This is a genomic window from Lonsdalea quercina (assembly GCF_900107885.1).
Taxonomy (GTDB): domain Bacteria; phylum Pseudomonadota; class Gammaproteobacteria; order Enterobacterales; family Enterobacteriaceae; genus Lonsdalea; species Lonsdalea quercina.
Genome location: NZ_FNQS01000005.1, coordinates 225580 through 248501, shown reverse-complemented (window position 1 = coordinate 248501; position 22922 = coordinate 225580). Strand labels below are relative to the sequence as shown.

20 protein-coding genes are annotated in these 22922 nt (G+C 58.5%); 12 read left to right on the top strand and 8 right to left on the bottom strand.

Going from position 1 to position 22922, the window contains the following annotated elements:
- Positions 1-181: 181 nt before the first annotated feature.
- The 7 genes from BLU64_RS09345 to BLU64_RS09310 all read left to right on the top strand — a co-directional run bounded on the left by BLU64_RS09345 (position 182) and on the right by BLU64_RS09310 (position 9882).
- Entirely contained in the window at positions 182-1498 is a 1317-nt protein-coding gene (locus tag BLU64_RS09345; protein ID WP_074728464.1) for a purine-cytosine permease family protein, read from the top strand.
- A gap of 426 nt (positions 1499-1924) precedes the next feature.
- The gene (locus BLU64_RS09335) at positions 1925-2665 is read left to right on the top strand and encodes a FadR/GntR family transcriptional regulator (protein WP_081825720.1); all 741 of its coding nucleotides are present in this window, start codon (positions 1925-1927) and stop codon (positions 2663-2665) included.
- 82 nt (positions 2666-2747) lie between these two features.
- Positions 2748-4259 carry an ABC transporter substrate-binding protein gene (locus tag BLU64_RS09330; protein WP_074728462.1) on the top strand — a complete coding sequence of 504 codons (1512 nt, stop codon included), beginning with the start codon at positions 2748-2750 and terminating at the stop codon, positions 4257-4259.
- Positions 4260-4340: 81 nt separating this feature from the next.
- A complete protein-coding gene (locus BLU64_RS09325; RefSeq protein WP_026743308.1) occupies positions 4341-5288 on the top strand; it encodes an ABC transporter permease in 948 nt (315 codons plus the stop codon).
- Positions 5285-6160, top strand: coding sequence for an ABC transporter permease (locus BLU64_RS09320; RefSeq protein WP_074728460.1), 876 nt, complete (start codon positions 5285-5287; stop codon positions 6158-6160). Before BLU64_RS09325 ends, BLU64_RS09320 begins: the two co-directional genes overlap by 4 nt.
- Before the next feature lie 15 nt (positions 6161-6175).
- Positions 6176-7960 carry a gamma-glutamyltransferase family protein gene (locus BLU64_RS09315; RefSeq protein ID WP_074728458.1) on the top strand — a complete coding sequence of 595 codons (1785 nt, stop codon included), beginning with the start codon at positions 6176-6178 and terminating at the stop codon, positions 7958-7960.
- An 89-nt stretch (positions 7961-8049) separates the two neighbouring features.
- On the top strand, positions 8050-9882 hold the full coding sequence (locus BLU64_RS09310) for an ABC transporter ATP-binding protein (RefSeq protein WP_026743311.1): 1833 nt from the start codon (positions 8050-8052) through the stop codon (positions 9880-9882).
- A gap of 264 nt (positions 9883-10146) precedes the next feature.
- Here the strand turns inward: BLU64_RS09310 and BLU64_RS09305 are convergent, their stop codons facing one another.
- From BLU64_RS09305 to BLU64_RS09295, 3 genes are all read right to left on the bottom strand, one after another.
- Positions 10147-10395: a DUF883 family protein gene (locus BLU64_RS09305; RefSeq protein ID WP_026740600.1), complete on the bottom strand. Its 249-nt coding sequence runs from the start codon at positions 10393-10395 to the stop codon at positions 10147-10149.
- A 208-nt stretch (positions 10396-10603) separates the two neighbouring features.
- Entirely contained in the window at positions 10604-11305 is a 702-nt protein-coding gene (locus BLU64_RS09300; RefSeq protein WP_026743312.1) for an isopentenyl transferase family protein, read from the bottom strand.
- Between the two features lie 10 nt (positions 11306-11315).
- A complete protein-coding gene (locus BLU64_RS09295; RefSeq protein ID WP_026743313.1) occupies positions 11316-11858 on the bottom strand; it encodes a hypothetical protein in 543 nt (180 codons plus the stop codon).
- 401 nt (positions 11859-12259) lie between these two features.
- Between BLU64_RS09295 and BLU64_RS09290 the strand changes: the two genes are divergently transcribed.
- Positions 12260-13294, top strand: coding sequence for a hypothetical protein (locus tag BLU64_RS09290; protein WP_026743314.1), 1035 nt, complete (start codon positions 12260-12262; stop codon positions 13292-13294).
- Positions 13295-13460: 166 nt separating this feature from the next.
- Here the strand turns inward: BLU64_RS09290 and BLU64_RS09285 are convergent, their stop codons facing one another.
- Positions 13461-13652 carry a YegP family protein gene (locus tag BLU64_RS09285; RefSeq protein ID WP_026743315.1) on the bottom strand — a complete coding sequence of 64 codons (192 nt, stop codon included), beginning with the start codon at positions 13650-13652 and terminating at the stop codon, positions 13461-13463.
- 406 nt (positions 13653-14058) lie between these two features.
- On the opposite strand from BLU64_RS09285, the gene BLU64_RS09280 reads away from it, so the two are divergent.
- Both BLU64_RS09280 and BLU64_RS09275 read left to right on the top strand, forming a co-directional pair.
- A complete protein-coding gene (locus BLU64_RS09280) occupies positions 14059-14223 on the top strand; it encodes a YqaE/Pmp3 family membrane protein (RefSeq protein WP_036153227.1) in 165 nt (54 codons plus the stop codon).
- Between the two features lie 294 nt (positions 14224-14517).
- A complete protein-coding gene (locus BLU64_RS09275) occupies positions 14518-15453 on the top strand; it encodes a lipid kinase (RefSeq protein ID WP_235195108.1) in 936 nt (311 codons plus the stop codon).
- A 69-nt stretch (positions 15454-15522) separates the two neighbouring features.
- Here BLU64_RS09275 and BLU64_RS09270 read toward each other — a convergent pair whose 3' ends face one another.
- The 4 genes from BLU64_RS09270 to moeA all read right to left on the bottom strand — a co-directional run bounded on the left by BLU64_RS09270 (position 15523) and on the right by moeA (position 19058).
- The gene (locus tag BLU64_RS09270; protein WP_026743316.1) at positions 15523-16077 is read right to left on the bottom strand and encodes a flavodoxin family protein; all 555 of its coding nucleotides are present in this window, start codon (positions 16075-16077) and stop codon (positions 15523-15525) included.
- Positions 16078-16304: 227 nt separating this feature from the next.
- Positions 16305-16904, bottom strand: a complete 600-nt coding sequence (locus BLU64_RS09265; RefSeq protein ID WP_026743317.1) for a nitroreductase family protein — start codon at positions 16902-16904, stop codon at positions 16305-16307.
- Positions 16905-17058: 154 nt separating this feature from the next.
- Entirely contained in the window at positions 17059-17829 is a 771-nt protein-coding gene (gene moeB, locus BLU64_RS09260) for a molybdopterin-synthase adenylyltransferase MoeB (protein WP_026743318.1), read from the bottom strand.
- Positions 17829-19058 (bottom strand): molybdopterin molybdotransferase MoeA, encoded by a 1230-nt coding sequence (moeA, locus tag BLU64_RS09255; protein WP_074728456.1) that lies wholly within the window; start codon positions 19056-19058, stop codon positions 17829-17831. Before moeA ends, moeB begins: the two co-directional genes overlap by 1 nt.
- A gap of 326 nt (positions 19059-19384) precedes the next feature.
- Between moeA and BLU64_RS09250 the strand changes: the two genes are divergently transcribed.
- Positions 19385-21283, top strand: coding sequence for a dipeptide ABC transporter ATP-binding protein (locus BLU64_RS09250; protein ID WP_074728488.1), 1899 nt, complete (start codon positions 19385-19387; stop codon positions 21281-21283).
- A gap of 26 nt (positions 21284-21309) precedes the next feature.
- The gene (gene gsiB, locus BLU64_RS09245) at positions 21310-22851 is read left to right on the top strand and encodes a glutathione ABC transporter substrate-binding protein GsiB (RefSeq protein WP_074728454.1); all 1542 of its coding nucleotides are present in this window, start codon (positions 21310-21312) and stop codon (positions 22849-22851) included.
- The last annotated feature ends 71 nt before the right edge of the window (positions 22852-22922 follow it).

Below are 22922 nucleotides of genomic sequence, written 5' to 3'. Positions count from 1 at the left end.
CCTTCGCCGGTGACGGTAGCGTAGTCGTCCTCATCGTCCTGTCACGGGCCACGCGGTATCGACGGTCCGCAGGGCGATGGGGGGCTGCCTGCGACTCGCGGTTCATCGCGATAACGTGGCCTTTTCCGATGTTCGTCGGTCAGGTGTGTTTTTCCCTCTTTTGCACTCAGGAGTTACCCCTATGGCAGATCTTTCTGATGTGAAGCTGACCGCCCCGGAGACCGAGTTCGGCACGGTCACCGCCAACGAGCGCATGGGCAAACTCTCGCTCACCATGGCGTGGTGGGCGGTATGCAGCGCGCTATTTTACATCGTGGTCGGCGCGTCGCTCGCGCAGAGCTGGGGCGCGAAAAACGCCATTATCGGCATGGTGTTGTCGGTCGTTTGTTACGGCGTGGTGAATGGGTTCATCAGCCGATTCGCGATAAAAACCGGGCTGTCTGTCTCCTTGTTTTCGCAGGCGCTGTTTGGTCGGCTCGGTTCATCGCTCGCCACGTTAATCTTCTTCTCTACGGCCATCTATTACGCCGTGTTCGAAGGATCGGTCATCGCCTTCGCGCTGAATCACCTCTTCCCGGCGTTGCCTTATGCCGTCGCTGCGCTGGTGGTGGTGTTGTACAGCGTGCCGCTGATCTTCGGCAGCGTGCAGCACTGGCTGGACAAATTTAACGGTGTACTGCTGCCGTTTTACCTGTTTGGGCTGCTGCTGACCGTGGCGGTGTCTATTCAGCAAAACGGCTATAACCCGCAGTGGCTGGCGTTCGGTCCCGCCGATCCGCCGGCCTATGGCTGGTGGCACTGCTTCACCTATTACATGGGCGTGTGGATCCTGATGATGTATACCTTCGACTACGCTCGCTACGGCAAGGCGAAGGATGCGGATTACCACGCGGGCATTAACTTCGGCATGCCGTTTTATCTCATCACCTTTCTGCTCAACGGCGTGGCGGGCATCTATCTGGTCAGCGGGTTTTCGGAAAGCGACGGACTCAGCGAAACCGGCGTGGTGGTGGCGATCCTCAACCTGCTGGGGCTGTGGGGACTGTTCTTCGTCTGGGTGACGCAAACCCGCATCAACACCGCCAACTATTTTCTGGCGACGGTCAATATGCAGCACTTTTTCCGGCTGTTGTTCCGGCTGCGCTTCCGGCGAATTATCTGGGCCTGTCTGGTCGGGGTGGTGGTCTATGTGCTGATGCTGGCGGATGTGTTTAGCTACATCTTGCAGGCGTTAGCCTGGCAGGGGATCTTCGTGGTGGCCTGGGTGGGCGTGGCGCTGAGCTACATCCTGATGTCCTCGCGTCAGGCGCCGGGCATCAACGAGGAGCGCAACATGAACCTCTCAGGGTTGACCGCCTGGGGCGCGAGCGTCGCCGTCGGCATCCTGTTGATGTATGCGGACGCGGCATGGCAGTCCTGGTCTGCGCCCGCCACGTTCATTACCGCTTTCGTCTTGTACCGCCTTCTGCCTGCCGCGACGCCGCGCGCGGCCGCATGACCGGTCTGAGCCGTCGTCGACAGACGGCGGCGTTTTCCGCCCGTCCGCTTAAAGACTCGCATCCGCAAAACTCTAAGAGTTCAGAGACGCTGACTGAGGTCCCGGCCGCGTCTATCCATCATCATTTCTTATTGCTAATCATCCGCTTGGCAGCGCTGTGGTATCAACGCGTCGCGCTGCAGGCCGGTTTTTTTCATGTATTAACGAAAAAAAGGCGTGAAATGTCTCGATATAAAACGCTTAAAAAATACACGCTCGCCACGTATTCAACCGGTCGCCCGGTTCAGTGCCGCATCATCTGTACCTAATCCACCTCAATTGCAGTGATTTCGCGGCTATTTGCCGCACGTTTGGCGCCTTTTTCCTGTGTTGACTTGACCCGGCCATCGTGCTTTTTTTGAACCAATTACCAATTGGAGTGAACCAATGAGCGACATGGCCCGCGTCAGGAAAACGGAAAATTCGCATTATGCGCTCGAGAAACTGCGTGAACTTCTGCGCGAGAGCGCGTTGGAGCCTGATGGAAAACTGCCGACGGAACGGGCGCTCTCCGAGCTGTGGGGGGTGGGACGACGCGAGGTGCGGCGCGCGCTGGAGGTAGTGGAAGCGGAAGGGCTGATCTGGCGCAAGCAGGGTTCCGGCACGTTTCTCGGGCAAAAGCCAGACCAGTGGGGAACCCACGCGGCCAACCTGATCAAAGGAACCAATTTCATGGAAATCATGGAGGTGCGGTTGCGCATCGAACCACAGCTGGCGCAGTTAGCCGCGCTGCGCGCCAAGCCGTCGGACATCGAAAGGATGCGGGCGCTGCGCGACAAAATCTATGAGCGCACCGACGCCGACTGGCGCGAACTGTGGGACGGCTCTTTGCATCGATTGATTGCGCAGAGTGCGGGCAATCAGCTGTTCCTGTCGCTGTTCGACGTGGTAAACCGCGTGCGGCAGTACCCGGCCTGGCAGGCGCTACGCGCATTGGCCCGCAGTCACAACGCGTCGCCCACCGACTCGCACAGCGATCATACGGAAATCATCGAGGCGATTGCCGCCCACGACCCGGTGAGGGCGGGCGAAGCGATGCGCCAGCATCTGCTGACGCTGGAGGATAGGCTCATTCGCCATACCTCGTTGGGCCATGACCCGGCCGACGCGGAAGCGCTCCGCCGCTAAGTTTTTCCGCGGGCCAGCGCCGTCTGACCTGCATTCATTGCGCCGACTCTCGGCTTTTGCTATCGACCAGAGGAAACATGACATGAACCGACTTATCAAACAGACCGGGCTCTTGCTGGCCGGTGCAGTGATGGCGACGACGGCGCAGGCGGCAGAATTACGCATCGGCCTGCAAGACGACCCTGACGTACTGGACCCGGCCCAGTCACGCACCTTTGTCGGGCGCATTATCTACACCAGCCTGTGCGACCGGCTGGTGGACGTCGACAACTCGCTGTCGATCACTCCTCAGCTGGCGACGCAGTGGTTGTGGGGCGACGGCGGCAAAACGCTGACGATGGATCTGCGTAAGGGCGTGGTGTTCCACGATGACACACCGTTTAACGCGGAAGCGGTGGTGTACAACATCCAACGCTATATGACGATGCCGGAGTCCCGCCGCAAAAGCGAGCTGGCCTCCGTCGCCCGCGTGGAGGCGATCGGCGAATATCAGGTGAAATTCACGCTGAAAAGCCCCGACGCCAGCCTGCTGGCTCAGCTGTCCGACCGCGCGGGCACGATGATCTCCCCGACGGCGGGCAAACGGCTCGGGGCCAATTTTGGTTCGGAACCCATCTGCTCCGGCGCGTTTAAATTCGTGCAGCGCGTCCAGCAGGACCGCATCGTGCTCGAAAAATTTCCCCGCTACTGGAATGCCGGCAACATCTTTCTCGATAAGGTCACCTTCCTCCCCATCCCGGACACGACCGTACGGTTAGCCAACTTGCAGTCCGGCGAGCTGGATCTGGCCGAGCGCATCTCGGCGTCGGATGTCGCTGCCGTGCAGCAGAACCCGAACCTGAACGACGGCAAGGTGATCGGACCGGGCTATATGGCGCTGTACGTCAATATTGGCAACGGCCCGCAGGCCAACAACCCCTTCGGCAAGGACAAACGGCTGCGTCAGGCCTTCTCGCTCTCTATCGACCGTGAAGCCATCAATCAGGTGGTCTTCGAGGGCACGGCGCTCGCCGGCAATCAGCCGTGGCCGTCCACCAGCCCTTGGTATAACTCGCATCTGCCGGTTCCGGCGCGGGACGTGGCGAAGGCCAAGGCGCTGATGAAGGCGGCGGGCTATGAGACATACGATATCGAACTCCAACACGCGAACAACACCACGCAGACCCAGATGATGCAGGTGATCCAGTCCATGGCGGCCGAAGCCGGTTTCAACGTCAAACTGAAAGCGACCGAGTTCGCCACCCTGCTGTCCGAACAGACGGCGGGGAACTACGTGCTGTCGCGCTCCGACTGGTCCGGCCGTTCGGATCCGGACGGCAATATTCACCCGTTTGTGACCTGCGACGGCGGCATCAACGACACCAAATATTGCAATCCTGAGGTCGACAAGCTGCTGAATGAGGCGCGCGAATCCACGGATAATGCGGTGCGCAAAGCCCGGTACGACGCCGCAACCAAGATTCTGGACGACGATCTGCCGCTGATCTATCTCGGTCATCAGGCCTACCTCTATGCCTACTCCAAAAAGATCGCCGGATTTACGCCGTCCGCCGACGGCATGATCCGCCTGACGGGCGTCAAAAAAGGCGACTAATCCGACGTGCGTCGCCGGGGGAGGCACGTTCTCCCCTCGGCGGACCCGGTTGAGGCACTCTTTGAATAAGGAAACGCGCGAATGCACATCTATATCGGCAAACGCCTGTTGGTGGCGATACCGACGCTCCTGATTATCTCCATTTTCGTTTTTTCGCTGCAAAAGCTGCTGCCGGGGGATCCGATCCTGGCGATGGCGGGTGAAGAGCGCGATCCGGCGGTGTTGGAGCTGCTGCGTGAAAAATATCGCATGAACGACCCGGTGGTGTATCAGTACTTCTACTGGCTCGGGGCGGTGGCGCAGGGCGACTTCGGGGTGTCGCTGCGCACCAATCAGCCGGTGCTGGATCTGATCGGCGAAAAACTGCCGGTTACGCTCCAACTGGCGGTTATGGCGATGTTTTTCGCACTGATCATCGGTGTGCCGGTCGGTATTCTGGCGGCGGTGAAGCAGAACACGACGCTGGATTATCTGGCTAACGTGGTGGCGTTGTCGGGGCTGTCGATCCCCAATTTCTGGCTCGGCATCATGCTGATTTTGCTGGTGTCCGTACAGTTAGGCTGGCTGCCTGCGTCGGGCTACGAATCGTTGTTCACCGACCCGTTGCGTTCCCTGCAAACCACGCTCATGCCGGCCTTCGTGCTCGGCACCGCGCTGGCGGCCACGTTGATGCGGCATACGCGCTCGGCGATGCTGTCGGTCATGAAAGCGGACTACATTCGCACGGCGCGCGCCAAAGGGCTATCCAACCGAGAGGTGGTGCTGAGCCATGCTTTCCGCAACGCGCTGTCGCCTATCATCACGCTCACGGCGCTGCTGTTCGGCGAACTGCTGGCGGGCGCGGTGCTGACCGAACAGATTTTCACCATTCCCGGTTTCGGTAAGCTGATCGTCGATGCGGTCTTCAACCGCGACTACGCGGTGGTGCAGGGCGTGGTGATGTGTACAGCGGTGGGCTTTATCGTCATGAATCTGCTGGCGGACGTCGCCGCCATGCTGCTGAATCCGCGAATGAGGAGCGCGCTATGAGCCTGACTGAACCCGTCATCGTTGCGCCGCAGGCCGCAGTCGGCAACCGCGCCTGGAAGAAGATGAAGCGCAACCGCAGTTCGATCGCCGGTCTCATCATCATCGTCTTTTTCGCCCTGTTGGCGCTGCTGGCGCCGCTGCTGCCACTGGCCGATCCGCTGGCGACCAGCTGGAGCGCCATCCGCAAAGCGCCGTCGGCCGCGCACTGGCTGGGGACGGACGACATCGGCCGCGACGTGCTGTCGCGTATGGTGTGGGGCGCGCAGGCCTCGCTGATGGCGGGGGTGATCTCCGTCGCCATCGCCGTGCTGACCGGCGTCCCTTTCGGTCTGATCGCCGGCTACTTCGGCGGCTGGGTCGATCAGGTGATTTCCCGCGTGACCGAGGCGTTTCTGGCGATGCCTTTCCTGATTATGGCGATTGCGCTGGCAGCCTTTCTCGGTCCGAGCCTGACTAATGCGATGATCGCCATCGGCCTGTCCGCGATGCCGATTTTTATCCGGCTGACGCGCTCGCAGGTGCTGGCGGTCAAAACCGAGGACTACATCGAAGGCGCGCGCTCCATCGGACTGGGCCACGGCGATATTCTGCTGCGCTACATCCTGCCGAATATTCTGCCGCCGATTATCGTTCAGGCGACGCTGACGGTGGCGACGGCGATTATCGCGGAGGCCAGCCTGTCCTTCCTCGGCCTCGGTCAGCAGGCGCCTGCCCCCAGCTGGGGATCGATGCTGAACGTCGCCAAAAACTTCCTGACGCAGGCGCCCTGGATGGCGTTGTGGCCGGGGGCCGCCATCTTCCTGGTGGTGATTGGCTTTAACCTGCTGGGCGATGGCTTGCGAGATGCGCTCGACCCGCGTGAAAACTCATAACAGAAGGAGAGCGTCATGAACGCATTTACCACGCGTCCGGAGATTTTAGGCACTTTCGGGGTGGTCACGTCCACCCACTGGATCGCCTCGGCGGTTGGCATGAGCATTCTGGAAAAAGGCGGCAACGCGTTTGACGCGGCCGTCGCCACCGGCTTTGTGTTGCAGGTGGTCGAACCGCATCTGAATGGACCCGGCGGCGATATGCCCGCCGTCATCTATTCGCGGAAAAAGGACAAGGTCGAGGTGATCTGCGCGCAGGGTACCGCCCCGGCGGCGGCGACGTTTGAACACTACACCGCCGAGGGGCTGGAACTGATCCCCGGCGACGGCCTGCTGGCGACGGTGATCCCCGGCGCATTCGACGGCTGGATGCTGATGTTGCGCGACTACGGTACGCTGACCGTGCGTGAGGTGCTGGAACCGGCGATTAGCTATCTGGAGCATGGACATCCGCTGTTGCCGCGGGTGGCGGCGACCATCACCGATCTGGCTGAATTCTTCCGTACAGAGTGGCCGACGTCGTATGACACATGGCTGCCCGGCGGTACGGCGCCCGCCGCGCTGTCGAACTTTACCAATCCGGTGCTGGCCGAAACCTGGAAGCGCATTATTCGGGAGTCTGAAGCCCGGCCGGGACGCGAGGCGGGTATCGACGCGGCGCGAGATGCTTTTTATCGTGGCTTTGTCGCCGAGGCTATCGCGGACTATCTGCACACGGCGGAGGTGATGGACGCCAGCGGCCATCGGCACAAAGGCGTATTGACCGCCGACGATATGGCGAACTGGCAGGCGACGGTCGAAGCGCCCGCCACGTATGACTACCACGGCTGGACCGTCGCCAAAACCGGTCCGTGGGGACAGGGGCCGGTGTTGTTGCAGTCGCTGGCGCTGCTGAAGGGCATCGACATTGCCGCGATGGACCCGGCGGGACCGGACTTTGTGCATACGGTGGTGGAAGTCATGAAGCTGGCCTATGCGGACCGCGAAGTCTATTACGGCGACCCGAACTTTGCCGCGGTACCGATGCAGACCTTGTTGTCCGACGGTTATAACGCCGAGCGCCGCAAACTGATCGCCGCCGAGGCATCGCTGGCGCTGCGGCCGGGACGTCTGCCGGGGTTCGCCGATCAACACGATCTGACGCTGCGCATGCTCGCCGCGCAGCGCGGCAGCGGCGCCGTGTATGAACCGACCATGTCGCATCTGACCGAAAAACGAGGAGACACGGTGCATATCGACGTCATCGATCGCGAGGGCAATATGGTGTCAGTCACGCCGTCCGGCGGCTGGTTGCAGTCGTCGCCGGTGATCCCAGGACTGGGCTTCTGCCTGAACTCCCGCGCTCAAATGTTTTGGCTAAAACCGGGCCTGCCGACATCGCTGGCGCCCGGCAAGCGACCGCGCACCACGCTTACGCCGTCGATCGCCCTCTATGAAGGTCGGCCGACGCTGTCGTTCGGTACGCCGGGCGGCGACCAGCAGGATCAGTGGCAATTGGCGTTCTTCCTGCGCTACGCCCATTACGGATTGAACTTGCAGCAGGCCATCGACCTGCCGCTATTCCACACCGCGCATTTCCCCGGCTCGTTCTACCCGCGCACGCGTCAGCCGGGCCATGTGATGATTGAAAGCAGTATCGGCGACGCCGCGCTCTCGGCCCTCAAAGCGCGCGGTCATGACATTGTGGCGTCCGATCCCTGGACGATCGGTCGTTTAACGGCCGCGCGCCGGGACGAAGACGGGCTGCTGCGCGCCGCCGCCACGCCGCGTTTGATGCAAGCGTATGCGATAGGGCGATGACGTGCGACGCCCGGCGGCGTGAAAGGCAGCGAGACAATCGGGTCAATACGGTGTGCGGAGACGGCCGCCACTCACGGGGAGACAGAGCCATGAATGAGCAAAAACCGCTGCGGGAATGCGTACTTTCCGTACAGAATCTCACCACCTCTTTTCGGGTGGACGGCGTGTGGAAAACCGTCGTGCGTGGGATCTCCTTCGAGGTCAGCGCCGGTGAAACGGTCGCCGTCGTCGGCGAGAGCGGCTCCGGCAAAAGCGTCACTTCGCTGTCGGTGATGCGTCTGCTCGATCCGCGTTCGAGCCGTATCGAAGGCCGCATTTTATTAAACGGAAAAGAGATTTTGTCGCTCCCGGAGAAGGCGATGCGCGCGGTGCGCGGCAACGACGCCGCGATGATCTTCCAGGAACCGATGACGTCGCTCAACCCGGTGTTCACCATCGGGCGGCAGATTTCGGAAGTGTTACGGCAGCACAAAGGTATGAGCAAAGTCGCCGCGCGGGCCGAAACGCTCCGGCTGCTGGACAAGGTGCGCATCCCCAATCCCGCCGCCCGCTTTGACGACTACCCGCACCAGTTCTCGGGCGGTATGCGCCAGCGCGTCATGATTGCGATGGCGCTGGCCTCGAAGCCCAAACTGCTGATTGCCGACGAGCCGACGACCGCGCTCGACGTCACCATTCAGGGCCAGATTCTGGATCTGATTAAAACCCTGCAGGAAGAGGAGGGGATGGCGGTGCTGTTTATCACGCACGACATGGGCGTGGTCGCCGAGATTGCCGATCGGACGCTGGTGATGTTTCGGGGTGAACAGGTGGAAACGGGCGAGACGGCGGAGGTGTTCCGGCACGGCAAACATCCCTACACGCGAGCGCTGCTCGCCGCGGTGCCGACGCTGGGGTCGATGGTGGGGCAACCCTGGCCGCTGCGCTTCCCTCGCATCGACATGCAGAGTGGCGCAGTCATTCCTGCGGGTAACGTGCCCAATACGGTGGAAAGCGGCAAGACGCCGGTGCTGTCCGTAAAAAATTTGGTGACGCGGTTCGCTCTGCGTTCGGGGCTGCTCGGGCGGTCGAGCGGCGCGGTACATGCGGTCGAGAATGTGTCGTTCGATTTGTTTCAGGGCGAGACGCTGGCGCTGGTGGGCGAGTCCGGCTGCGGCAAATCGACCACCGGTCGCTCCATCATTCGCCTGATCGAACCACAAAGCGGCGACATTCAGCTGGACGGTTACGATGTGCTCAACCTTGACGTCGTCGGCCTGCGCACGATGCGCCGCAGCGCGCAGATGATTTTCCAGGATCCGTTCTCCAGCCTTAACCCGCGTATGACGGTGGGGGCGGCCGTCGCCGAGCCGATGATTAAACATCGGCTGGCCACGCCGTCGGAGGCGCGGCAGAAGGTCGCCGAACTGCTGGAGCAAGTGGGGCTGTCGGCATCCATGATGGATCGCTTCCCGCATGAGTTTTCCGGCGGGCAGCGTCAGCGAGTGGCGATTGCCCGGGCGCTGGCGTTGAACCCCAAGGTCATCATCGCGGATGAAAGCGTCTCGGCGCTGGATGTATCGATAAAAGCGCAGGTGTGCAATCTACTGCTCGATTTGCAGGAGCAGTTCAACATCGCGTTCTTGTTTATCTCTCACGATATGGCGGTGGTGGAGCGCGTTAGCCACCGAGTGGCGGTGATGCGGCTGGGCGAAATCGTCGAGATCGGGCCGCGCGAGGCGATCTTTGCCAACCCGCAGCATCCGTACACGCAGAAGTTGATTGCGGCAGTGCCGGTGCCGGATCCGGTACGGCGCGGCATGCGGCGCAATGCGGCGATCGAGGAGTTGAAAAGCCCGGTGCGACCTGTGGGCTATGTGCCGCCGCCCCGCGTGTATCTCGAGGTCGGCCCCGGACATCGGGTGATGGCGTCTGACGCCTAGTGGTGTCGGCGTCCTCATCCCAGGGATTGGATTTGCGATGCGCAGACGATCTGTTCCGCGATCTATAGGGAGCGCGCAACGGAAGGCTGGCGGTGTCCACGTCGGGGCGGGTGGTCTGAAATACGTCATTTAAAACTGAGCAAAATGTCGCTTTTGGGGGAGTGAGCGAGATAACGCGGCAGACTGATCTTGCCCACTAAAAAAGGCTCTGTTAAGAGCCTTTGAGCGGGCCGCGCGCGCGGCTAAGACGAGGAACGCGACGCGTTACTTACGGCCGAGTAAAAATCCCAGCACAATCCCGGTCGCGGCGGCAATCGCGACGCCTGCCATCGGGTTGGATTTAACCTGGCTTTTGACAACATCAGCTGCATCGCGTGCAGCATAGCTGGCCTGGGAAGCGTACTTTTTTGCCGCCCCTTTGAACTGATGCTCGTGTGAGTCAGTGGCCTCGCCGAAAGTTTCCTGAGCAGCGCCAGCCGCTTCGTTTACTTTATCTTCTGCTTTTCCGAACATACCAGCTCCTTAACTTGTGGCTAAATGTCACATTAAGCGTAGCAAAGGCTGGCAGGAATGCTGGAGGAAACATCTTAATTATCCTTTATCGCGTTTTTGACGCGGTTCAGGCAGATAAATGCAGAGCAGAGTATGGGTGAAGCACACAATCACCGGGCACGGCATGCGCAGTGCTCGGTGACCTCAAATGAATGACGGTGGCGACGGCCTAGCGCCAGCAGGGGGGGATCTCAGGGAAGTTGTCCGTCTGCCAGACGGCATGTTGCCAATACTCCTGGGCGATGTCTTCCGCCATCTGTTTATGCTCATGAAGTGACATGCGGGGGATTTCATCCACGCGGCGTCCTCGTTGCCGCAAATAGCTGATAATGCATCGATAGCCATCAATATCCGCCAATGTGTCACGGTACTCGGGGTGTGCCCAGATCTGTACCATCTCATCTAGCAACGATTTCAGTCCGCCACCGGGGTAAAACATCTCCCATATGCGTTTTCTGGCGCGATTCAGGAAATGCTCGGCGGAAGGCATGGGAATCGGCTCGAAAGTCCAGGCGTATTGCTGACCCCAGGTTTGGTGTTTGACCATTTCTTGCAATATGGAAACGGAGCCTCCTTCAAGGATGATCAGCGGATGTATCTTGGCGAAGTGATCCACCAGTTGATGCAGCCGCTCGACGGCCTGTGGTGCGGAGATGATGCTTTGTTCAATGGGGCGAGAGCTTAAGTAAACGCGCTCGGTGCCACGCAGCTCTTGTTCGGTCGGACGTCCGCTGCCCATCGTCACTTCAGGGCAGCATTGAATACGGTCAAGAACCAAGACCGGCGCGCCGGTCTTTTCCGCGATCGCAACCGATCTCGCGGTTTTCCCTGTACTTGTTGGTCCCCAGATGAGGTGTAATGTCGTGTCCATGGCGTGATCCTCACTCATATTCAGAATAGCAGGTGTACATATAACGATTGATGACTTCTTTAACGTGGTTAAGCGCCCCTGCTTTCCAGTTATTTGAAATAGAGAGGCGACTCTTGTAACCGATTTTTCTGGAGGGAATACGCCATTCAATTTTTCCCTCAATGACGTTTATAGGGGAGGTCGTTTGGGGTGAAATAATACGCTCGATAATAAACACAGGAATATTTCTGCGCATGAATGCTTTCATTCGTTGAATTCTGTCGCTGGCGCTGATGGCGACGGAGTGGATTTGATGAGCAAATTTGAAAACGACATCATGAGGTTCAAGATTATCCACAGGTCCCTGATAATTGATAAAGAGACGGCGGTTACCGGTCGAGGAAATTAATAATGGTGGCGGCGGCTCTTCTGAGTGACACATAGTGGATAGATAATAATTCATTGATGAGAATGCAATATCTTCGAAACTCAACAACTCCATAAGCGCGATTAGCTCAAAATCATCCGGACTGTTGATTGCGATCGAATCGACCGCTGGAATGAACGTTTCCATGTTGATGCAATCCTTGTATAGCAATAATGACTCGCTTTATTAATCGATACCTGACAAATATCGAGAGTAACTTAGCCATTAAGGAAGAGAATAGAACACCGATATTTCACCTATCGACAAGCGTGTAACGGCGTATGAAATGAAAATAAATAACCTGTCGTAAATGTGTCGCTATCGACTTATTGAGCAGCTGAAGCCCGATGTGTCTGTATTGCGCCGTGATTACTCCAGCCGGTCCCTCGTGCTTCTGCGCCCCGTGGTTCAAACTCACGCCTCCTTATCTGTATTGCCTCATGCATGAGGGTTTAATTTTGTTAAACATATCAAGACTCACTGAGCGATTCTATGTCTATACTCATTAGCAATTGTAATCTTACGTATCTTCAATCTAAGGAGTCATGATGGACGTTACCAATGAAATCAGACCGTATAAAACAATATCGTGGGGCAGTATTATCGGTGGCGTGGTCACGGTACTCGCCGTGTCTATGCTGTTATCGACGTTAGGCACCAGCATGGGGTTTGCAATAGTCGATCCCAACGCTGAAAATCCAACTAACGGCGCGGGTATGGCCTTTGGTTTGTGGACCGCGGTTTCGATCGTCATCAGCCTGCTGGTCGGTGCCTTTGTCGCGGGGCGCCTGGCGGGTAACGACGGTATGATCCATGGTTTTCTGGTTTGGGCCACGTCGCTAATCGTCGCGGCGATCCTGGGCGCGATGCTGGTCGGCTCCGCTGTCCGTACTGCTGGAAACGTGCTGGGTTCTATCGCTTCTGCCTCCGGTTCGGTTATCTCCGGTGCTGGAAATATGCTGGGCCATGGTGCCGCAGGTCTGGGCGAAATGGGCAAATCCGCGTTCAATCAGTTCACCCTGAATACAGATGTCCAGTCCGATAAGGTACAGGACAACGTTGCCGCCGCGCTGAAAAAATCCAATATCCCGACGTTGCAGCCGGACTATCTGAAACAGCAAATGATGGAAGCGAAAGACGAAATCACTCAGGCGGTGAAACAGTTAGCTTCCGCGCCAAGTAACAGCGATGCCGTGATTCAGGAGCTGACGGATAAATTGAAAGCGCGTGCGGACACCATTTCCAAGGGGATCAACCGCGACGACCTGAAGAAAGCGTTGACTGAAAATACCTCAATGACGCCGCAAGAAGTGGATAAAACCGTCGACAATATGATTCAGGCCCGTGAAAAAGCGGCTCAGGAAGTGGACAAACGTCTGAGCCAGGCTCAGGAGCAGATCAATCAGGCTAAACAGCATTACGCTGAATTCAAACAGCAAGCCGCTGACAAGGCCGCAGAGGCAGCCAGCATGATGGCTAAAGCCGCATTGTGGTCCTTCTTCGCACTGCTGGTCGGCGCGGTGGTTAGCGTTCTTGGCGGCCTGTGGGGCGTGAAAACGAATCTCAAACACACCGCTGTTTAATGGGGTAATTATCAGAATATAGCCATGCGCATTCTGACGCTGTCCGCACGATCTTTCGCAGATCGTGCGGACATTTTTTTGGCTATGCCAATGGATGATGAAGAGGGGGCGTGTCGGGAAAGTACGGAGAGTGATCAAGGCCCCGAGAGGCCTTTAAGTATGGTACTCAGGCGCTCGTTTCGTCGCGAATGTCGGACGTCGGCGCGTTTTTCTGTACCGATTCAATCCCTTTTTTTGCGCTCTGCTTCGAGGCATACATCTCGCTGGTGGCGATAGGTTCGCCATTAGAGGCAACTAACGTGAAGTAGTAAGGTTGGTCGGTTTGCTTCGCGCTTTTCTTGATAACGTAATGACCCATTGATCCTCCTAAAATGTTCAGTTATAGAGTCCACTATTAACTATTGTTTGATTAGTGGGTTTTATCAATATTAATAGTCAATGTTTAAAGAAATTGATTGTTTTCGGGTGGGGCTTATCGACGGGATGGGTTTTTCGACTTTCATCTCCCAATCTGTTTGGGCGCCTGGCCCCGACAAAATGGTGGGCAACGCCAATTTGGCCACGGGCAGGGCACAATGAGCGGGGTACAGGATATGACCGTAAGGATTTCGACCTTTGCCCACGTTTACCGTGGTCCGTTAACTATTCCGGAAGGTCTGGGTGAGAAGACGGTACGAATAACCCTGCCTTCGATATACTCATATTTGGCATATTAACGTCGTGCGACTATGGTTACCTTGACTATCCTCGAATGGAGAAAGCGAATGGGATTTTGGAGAATTGTTTTCACGATTATTTTACCCCCGCTGGGCGTGCTATTAGGCAAAGGGCTAGGCGGGGCCTTCATCATTAATATTATCCTGACGCTGCTGGGGTATATACCGGGCCTGATTCACGCATTCTGGGTGCAGACTAAATCGGATGCCTGAATATCGAGGCCGTTAATCGAACCTTGATTTACCCAACGTGGCGTCAGTGGCGCCACGTTTTTTTTGCCACAGGCTCACGCCTGATATTCCCCTGATGTGATAAGGATGCCTTCCTCTCCACCATTATTCCCCGATTCCTTAGACGTCTTTTTTCATTGGCCTCGTCATCGTCCTATCCGCTAATGTAATGTTTTGTCTAATATCACTTTCACGACAGGCTAAAGCCTGTACCGGCGATTTTTACTGTGGTTAACTCTGCGAGTTTTCCCCCCTGTGGCGGGTCAGAGAGGCTTTATGACGAATACCCAAGAGATGTCGGACACCTATCGCTGCCGTGCGTTGTTATTAATCAATCGAAAAGCCCGTAACGGTGATACGTCAATTGAAGACATTGCTCAATGGCTGCGCGATAAGCACATTGATCCCGTTATCCCGAAAATGGACAAGCACAGCCGTTACTGGGATGTCATTCGCACGCATGCCGGTCATGTGGATATGGTCATTGTCGGCGGCGGCGACGGAACCCTGAACTCCGCGTCTAATGCACTGATGGAAACCGGTCTGCCGCTGGGAATTCTGCCGCTGGGAACGGCGAACGATCTGGCGAGGACGTTAGGGATCCCCCGCGATATTAAGCAGGCCGTAGAGGTCATCGCCCGTGGCGCGGTGCGCGCCATCGATCTGGGCGAGGTGAACGGTCATCCTTTCTTCAACGTCTCCAGCATTGGCTTTTCCGCCGCAATGGCGCGCGGACTGTCGGCCAAATCGAAAAAACGCTGGGGAACGATGGGCTATGCGCTGGCGGCCATTCGACTCTTGAAACAGAGCCGGCCGTTTACCGTGGAGATCGACCACGACGGTCAGCGCGAACGGGTCAAAACCGTGCAAGTGTCCGTTGGCAACGGGCGTTTTTACGGCGGGGGGATGACGGTGGAGCAAAGCGCCAGACCGGATGATGGGCTGTTCGATGTCTACAGTCTCGAAATCGACCACTGGTGGGAGATGATTGCGTTGATCCCATTTCTCCGCCGCGGCACCCACGGCCGCTGGCGTAAGGTTCGCGCTTTTTCGACCACCGCGCTGACGTTGCAGACGTCGCGGCCACACGATATCAATGCCGACGGAGAGATTGTCGGCACCACGCCCGCGAGATTCCGTATTCGCCGAAGCGCGGTGCGGGTATTTGCCCCGACGTCCGACGCGGGGCCGACGCCATCGTCACCGAAGTGACGTGCGCCGCCCAAAAAAACAGGGACTGCCGTCGAGCGGGAGTCCCTGTTTTAACTGTTGAGGGTGTGACTAGCCGTGGAGGCGGCGGGTGATGTCCGCGACTCGAGCGCCATACAGTTTGGCGGTTTCCAAATCGCCCGTCGGGATGGCGTCCGCACCCGCGTCCGCAGGAGACTGCACCAGCACGCCGACTGAGCCGCCGAGATGATTGACGTCGCTGCGAGTCGATGCTTGCGTATTAGCGGGCAGTAGTCCCAGACTGACCCAAATGCCGCCGTGCTGCGCGGCCAGCGTTTGCAGATAAATCAGGGTGACTTCCTTGTCGCCGTTCAGGCTGGCGCTATTGGTAATGCCGCCAAACACTTTATCCTGCCAGCCGCGTTCGGCCCACACTTTGGATGACGCATCCGCAAATTTCTTAAACTGCCAGGCGACCGACCCCATATAGGTGGGGGTGCCGAAAATGATGCCGTCGGCATTCGCCAGCGTCTGCCAGTCCGCCTCTTCGATTTCCCCGTTGTTGTCGATCGGAATCAACGTCGCTCCGGCGCTTTCCGCCACCACTTCAGCAACAAGCTTGGTGTGACCGTAGCCGGAAAAATAAACTACAGCGATCTTACTCATGTGTCTGCCTCTCTGTTTCAGTCAATGAAAACCAGAACGCGCACAGGCTTTGTATACGCAGGATGTTCAGAAACGAACGCATTGATACTAGTCCTCACGAATAGACAACACAATCGGTGGTTTTTTGTTCACGGCGTGTCGGCGGTAAGACGGAGGACGGAGCAAAATGACGAAAGTGGACGTGAAAAAAACGTCGCGGGCCTGATCGCCTGCGACGCGCCGATCCGTTATTTGAAGATACGGAAACGTTGGTCATCCGGGATAAACGTTTTGTCGCCCGCGGGCTGTTCTATCGCGCCAAACGGCATCTGGGCGCGCAGGTGCCAGCTCTCCGGTAGGGACCAGGCGGCTTTGATATCGTCGTCGATCAACGGGTTGTAGTGTTGCAGCGATGCGCCGATGTGTTCCTGCGCCAGCGCCGACCACACGGCAAATTGCGCAATGCCGGTCGAGTGTTCCGACCAGACCGGGAAGTTGTCCGCATAGGTGGCGAACTTCTTCTGCAACGCTTTCACCACCTCGGTGTCTTCGAAAAACAGAACCGTTCCGGCGCCTGCGGCGAACGAGGCCAACTTTTTTTCGGTTGGCTCAAAAGACTCGGCGGGCACGATCTTTTGCAACTGTCGTCGGGTGATGTCCCAGACCTTGCGATGCGGCTCGCCAAACAGAATCACGACCCGCGAGGTCTGCGAGTTAAAGGCGGATGGGCTGAGTTTGACGGCGTCCATGATGGTGTGCGTGACCTGATCTTCCGACAAGGGCAGCGTAGGGCCGAGCGCGTAAATGGAGCGACGGGCCTTGATGGCCTCAAGAAATGCATTACTCATAGGTCATTCCTCTCTGCAAGGGACGAGTTCCCTTGATCTCTCTGGCGCCGCTGAATAGGGGGTGCGATGCGGGTCAGCGGCCGTGGGATAGATACCTGACTAATGATAGAAGATGTACGCAGCCTGTGAGGACGCCACGGCGAAATTTTGTGGATCAACGGGGAGAGCAGGAAGACGGGCTGCCACACACCTCGCAGGATGGATCTTTGGGTAGGGCCAGTTCGCGAAACTGTAGCGTCATGGCATCTACCATGATCAACTTCCCCGGGTTGAGGGTGCCGAAGTGGGTCAGCAATTTCAGGGTCTCCATTGCCTGAAGAGAGCCGACAATACCGACCAGCGGGGCCATGACGCCGCTTTCCACGCAGGTGGGCGCGTTGTCGCCGAATAACCGACTGAGGCATTGATAGCAGGGGGCTTCCGGCTGGTAGGTGAAGACGGCGAGCTGTCCTTCCATACGAATGGCCGCGCCGGAGACGAGCGGCTTTTTCAGCCCGAAACAGAGTCTGTTGAGCTGGTTGCGGGTGGTCAGGTTATCGGTGCAGTCGACGACGACGTCGTGCGTGGCGATGCGCTCCTGTAGCTCGGGGTCGTCCAGGCGGGCATCCACCGGCTCCACCGCGATGTGTGGATTGATGTCGTGTAGTTCGACGGCGGCAGAGGCGACTTTCGCCATACCAATGCGGTCGTCGCGATGCAGAATCTGCCGTTGCAGGTTCGACAGCGAGACGGCATCGAAGTCGAGCAACGTCAGGTGCCCCACGCCCGCGGCGGCCAAATATTGCGCCGCCGCACAGCCCAGCCCCCCGAGACCAACGACGAGCACGCGGGCGTCTTTCAGCGCCTCCTGGCCGTCGAAGTCAAAGCCGCGCAAGACAATCTGCCGGTTATAGCGCAGCGCTTCGCCATCCGTCAGCGTCGCCATTACACGTCTCCCAACAGGCGGCTGAACGGCTCGATCTCCACCCACTCGCCGGCGGCGACAGGGCCGCGCTCGGCGTCGAGCACGATAAAGCAGTTGCCCTGACTAAACGAGCTGAACACATGCGATCCCTGATGACCGGTGCTGCGCACCTCAATATCGCCGTCCGCGTTACGCGAGAAGATGCCGCGCTGGAAATCGAGGCGTCCCGGCGTTTTTTTCAGCGGAGTCGCGGTTTTGACCCGCATACGGGCCGGCAATCGCCACTGCGAATAGCCGGACAGCTTCGCCAGTAGCGGTTGCACCAGTTGATAAAACGTCACGGCGGCGGAAACGGGATTCCCCGGCAGACCGCAAAACCAGGCGTGGGGGAGCTTGCCGAAGGCAAAGGGTTTACCCGGCTTGATCGCCAGCTTCCAGAAATGGATGTCGCCCAGCTCATCGAGCATCGACTTGGTGTAGTCAGCCTCCCCGACGGAGACGCCGCCGCTGCTGACGACGACGTCCGCGCAGGCATCGGCGTCGGTAAAAGCCTGACGCAGCGCCGCCGGATCGTCCGGGATAATGCCGAGGTCGACCACGTCATAACCCAACTGTTCCAGCATCAATCGCACCGCGAAGCGGTTGGTATCGTAAATCTGCCCCGGCTGCAACGGCTGCCCCACGGGCTGTAGCTCGTCGCCGGTCGAAAACACGGCGACGCGCAGTCGGCGATAGGCGTTCACTTCCGCGATGCCGAGGGAAGCCAGCAGCGGCAGTTCGGCCGTGCCGAGCCGCGTACCTGCGCTCAGAACCGGCTCATTTTCACGAATGTCTTCCCCAGCGCGGCGAATATTTTGCCCCGGCGCTATCGGATGCATAAATCGTACGCCAGTGTCGGACACCTCCGTGTGTTCCTGCATCACGACGGCGGTGGCGCCCGAGGGAAGGGGGGCGCCGGTCATAATCCGAATACAGCTGCCTGCGGGCCAGTCGCCCTCAAACGGCGCGCCCGCGAAGGCTTTTCCCGCCAATGGCAGCGGGTAGCGGAAGTCTTCATCGCCGCGCACGGCGTAGCCGTCCATGGCTGAGTTGTCGAAATGGGGCACGTTGATCGGGGAGGTCAGCGGCGTTGCCGCGATGCGACCGTCGGCCTGATAAATCGATACCGTCTCGGTATCCGCGATCGGCGTCATGTGCGCCAGCATGCGCTGTAGCGCCTGGTCGAGGGAAATAAGGCCGGATGTGTTCATGAATACTCCACAAAGGGTTGCGCCGCAGGCTGGAGCGCAGGCGAAAACAGGGTTCCTATGCCATCATTATGTCAGAGAACGCCTGAGGGGAGAACGCAGTGGATGAGTGCGCGCTACGCCGCAGGTTGAAAATGTGAATGAGAGGGCTTCTTTGGCCTTATAGCGCGTAATTATGTGTAGTAACTTTTTGTTATAAAAGATCTTTTTATCATCCAGCCGATTGATTTGTGCTTTACATTGACGCCAGCGCTAAATATAGTCGAAAACCGATGAGGATCCCGTAACGACAGCGGCGGGAAGCGAGTTTTATGGGAGATTCAGCGTACATGACACTGTCGTCTCAGATAGATCGATCACCTACCTCCGAGGCAGGTAGCGCAGGGACGCTGCCCCCACAGCGCGTACTCGACGTTCACGGGTTGGGCGTGAATTTTATGCATCATCAAAGCCGGATAGATGCGGTTCGAGACTTATCTTTCACCGTCGATCGCGGCGAGACGCTGGCGATCGTCGGTGAGTCCGGCTCCGGCAAGTCGGTCACTTCACTGGCGCTGATGCGCCTGATTGAGCAGGCGGGCGGCGCGTTCTCCGGCGGCGAACTGCTGTTCCGCCGTCGCGACGGCCAGGTCGTCGACCTTCGTCAAATCCCCCAGTCCCAGATGCGGCATATTCGCGGCGCGGATATGGCGATGATTTTTCAGGAACCCATGACGTCCCTGAACCCGGTCTTTCCCGTCGGCGAACAAATCGCCGAGTCGGTGCGTCTGCATCAGGGGCTGGACACAGCCAGCGCCCGACGCGAGGCGCTGCACATGCTGGATCGGGTGCGGATCCCGGAAGCCGCCAACGTTCTGAAGCGCTATCCGCATCAGCTCTCCGGCGGCATGCGCCAGCGCGTGATGATTGCGATGGCGCTCTCTTGCCGGCCGAAGCTATTGATTGCGGATGAGCCGACGACGGCGCTGGATGTGACCATTCAGGCGCAAATTCTCGCGTTGATTCGTTCGCTGCAACGCGAGATGGAGATGGGGGTGATCTTCATCACTCACGATATGGGCGTGGTGGCCGAAATGGCGGACCGCGTGCTGGTCATGCATCGCGGCGTCTGCGTCGAATCCGGCGCTGTCGCTCCTCTGTTCTCCGCGCCGCAGGAGTCTTACACGCAGGCCTTGCTGGCCGCCGTTCCGCGCCTGGGGGCCATGAACGGACATCCTTTCCCACTGCCTTTCGAGTTGCCGGGGCACTCGCAGGAAGTTGCCCCGGTTCCGCAGGACACCATACCTGCCGGCGCGCCACCAGTTCTGCAAGTTGAGAATCTGGTGACGCGATTCCCCCTTCGTTCAGGGATCTTGAACCGCATCACCCGTCAGGTTCATGCCGTGGAACATGTCAGCTTCGAGCTTTATCCGGGCGAAACGCTGGCATTGGTCGGCGAGTCCGGTTGCGGTAAATCCACCACCGGCCGCTCGCTGCTGCGGTTGGTCGACAGTCAGGATGGCGTGATTACCTTTAACGGACGACGTATCAACCAGCTGAAAGGGGCCGCGTTGCAGCATCTGCGCCGAGATATTCAGTTTATCTTTCAGGACCCTTATGCCTCGCTGGACCCGCGCCAGACGGTGGGGTACTCCATCATGGAGCCGCTGTTGGTGCATCAGGTCGCCAGTCGGGGGGAGGCGGAACAGCGCGTTGCCGCGCTGCTGGAGCGAGTGGGTCTGCTGCCGGAGCATGCGCAGCGCTATCCCCACGAGTTTTCCGGCGGTCAGCGGCAGCGTATTTGCATCGCACGGGCGCTGGCGCTCAATCCTAAGGTGGTAATCGCGGACGAGTGCGTTTCGGCGTTGGATGTTTCCATACAGGCACAGATCGTCAATTTGATGATGGATATTCAGCGCGAATTCGGCACCGCATTTTTGTTTATTTCCCACGACATGGCGGTGGTAGAACGCATCAGCCATCGTGTGGCGGTGATGTATATGGGGCAAATTGTCGAGATTGGCACGCGTCAGGATGTTTTCGAAAACCCTCAGCACCCCTATACGCGCAAGCTGATGGCGGCGGTGCCTAGCCCCGATCCTGCCCGACGTCGTCAGGAATCGACGCTACAGATTGATGAAATACCCAGCCCGATCCGGGCATTGGGCGATGAGCCCGCGACGACTCCGCTGGTACAGGTGGGAGAGCGACACTTCGTCGCCCGCCACCGTATCGCCGGCGCCTACTGATAGGGAATACAAGGAGAATGCACAACATGAAAACAGTTAAGACGCATCGCTGGCTGTTGGCGGCGGGCATCGCGGCTTCAATGACCGCCGCGCCGGTATGGGCGGCGAAGGATGCGGTCATCGCCGTCGCCTCCAACTTCACGACGCTCGATCCTTACGACGCTAACGATACGCTGTCCCAGACGGTGGCCAAGTCGTTCTATCAGGGGCTGTTCGGTTTCGATAAGGAGATGAAGCTCACCCACGTTCTGGCGGAGAGCTATCAGGCCAGCCCCGACGGCACCGTATATACCATCAAACTGCGGCCGGGGGTGAAATTCCATGACGGTAGCGACTTCAACGCCGAAGCGGTGAAGGTCAACTTCGATCGCGCCAGCAATCCGGACAACCACCTTAAGCGTTACAACCTGTTCAAGAGTATCGCCAGCACTGAAGTGGTCGACCCGCTGACGGTGAAAATCACGCTGAAAACGCCGTTCTCCGCGTTCGTCAACAATCTGGCGCATCCCGCGGCGGTCATCATCTCGCCCGCGGCGCTGAAGCAGTATGGCAAAGAGATTGGCTTCCACCCGGTCGGAACGGGGCCATATCGCTTTGTGACCTGGAATCAGACCGACTTTGTGAAGGTGGAAAAATTCGCCGGATACTGGCAGTCCGGTCTACCGAAGTTGGACAGCATCACGTGGCGTCCCATCGTTGATAACAATACGCGCGCGGCGCTGTTGCAGACCGGCGAGGCGCAGTTCGCCTATCCGATCCCCTTCGAGCAGGCCAAGCTGCTGGAAAAGGACAAGGCTATCTCGCTGGTGGCGTCGCCGTCGATCCTGCATCGCTACATCAGCTTCAACGTGACGCAAAAGCCGTTCGACAATCCTAAAGTTCGTCAGGCGATCAACTACGCCATCAACAAGGACGCGTTAATCAAGGTCGCGTTTTCGGGCTATGCGGTGCCTTCCGAGGGGCCGCTGCCCGCCGGCATCGACTATGCGGTGCAGTATAAGCCGTGGCCGTACGATCCGGCCAAGGCGCGCGAGCTGCTCAAAGAAGCCGGTTACCCCAACGGTTTCACCACCACGTTGTGGTCGTCGCATAACCACAGCACGGCGCAAAAAGTCTTACAGTTCACCCAGCAGCAGCTGGCGCAGGTGGGCATCAAGGTGCAGGTAACGGCGATGGACGCCGGACAGCGCGCCGCGGAAGTGGAAGGCAAAGGCGTTAAAGAGAGCGGGGTGAGAATGTTCTACACCGGCTGGTCCGCCTCCACCGGCGAAGCCGACTGGGCGCTAAGCCCACTGTTCTCGACCGCCGCCTGGCCCCCCGCGCAGTTCAACACCGCGTTCTACAGCAACCCGGCGGTGGACGCCGATCTCGCCAACGCGTTGAAAACGACGGATCGCGCCGAGAAGCAAAAACTCTATGCCGACGCGCAGGACAAAATCTGGGCCGATGCGCCCTGGGCGTTCCTGGTGACGGAAAAACTGGTGTCAGCCAATAGCAAGAAACTGACCGGCTTCTACATGATGCCGGACACTTCGTTCAGTTTTGATAACGCCGACCTGACTGAATAATCAACCTGCGCCGCCGGCTTCAGACCGGCGGCTTTTCCGACCGGCGTATCGGCCGGGCGGCGAAACACCGT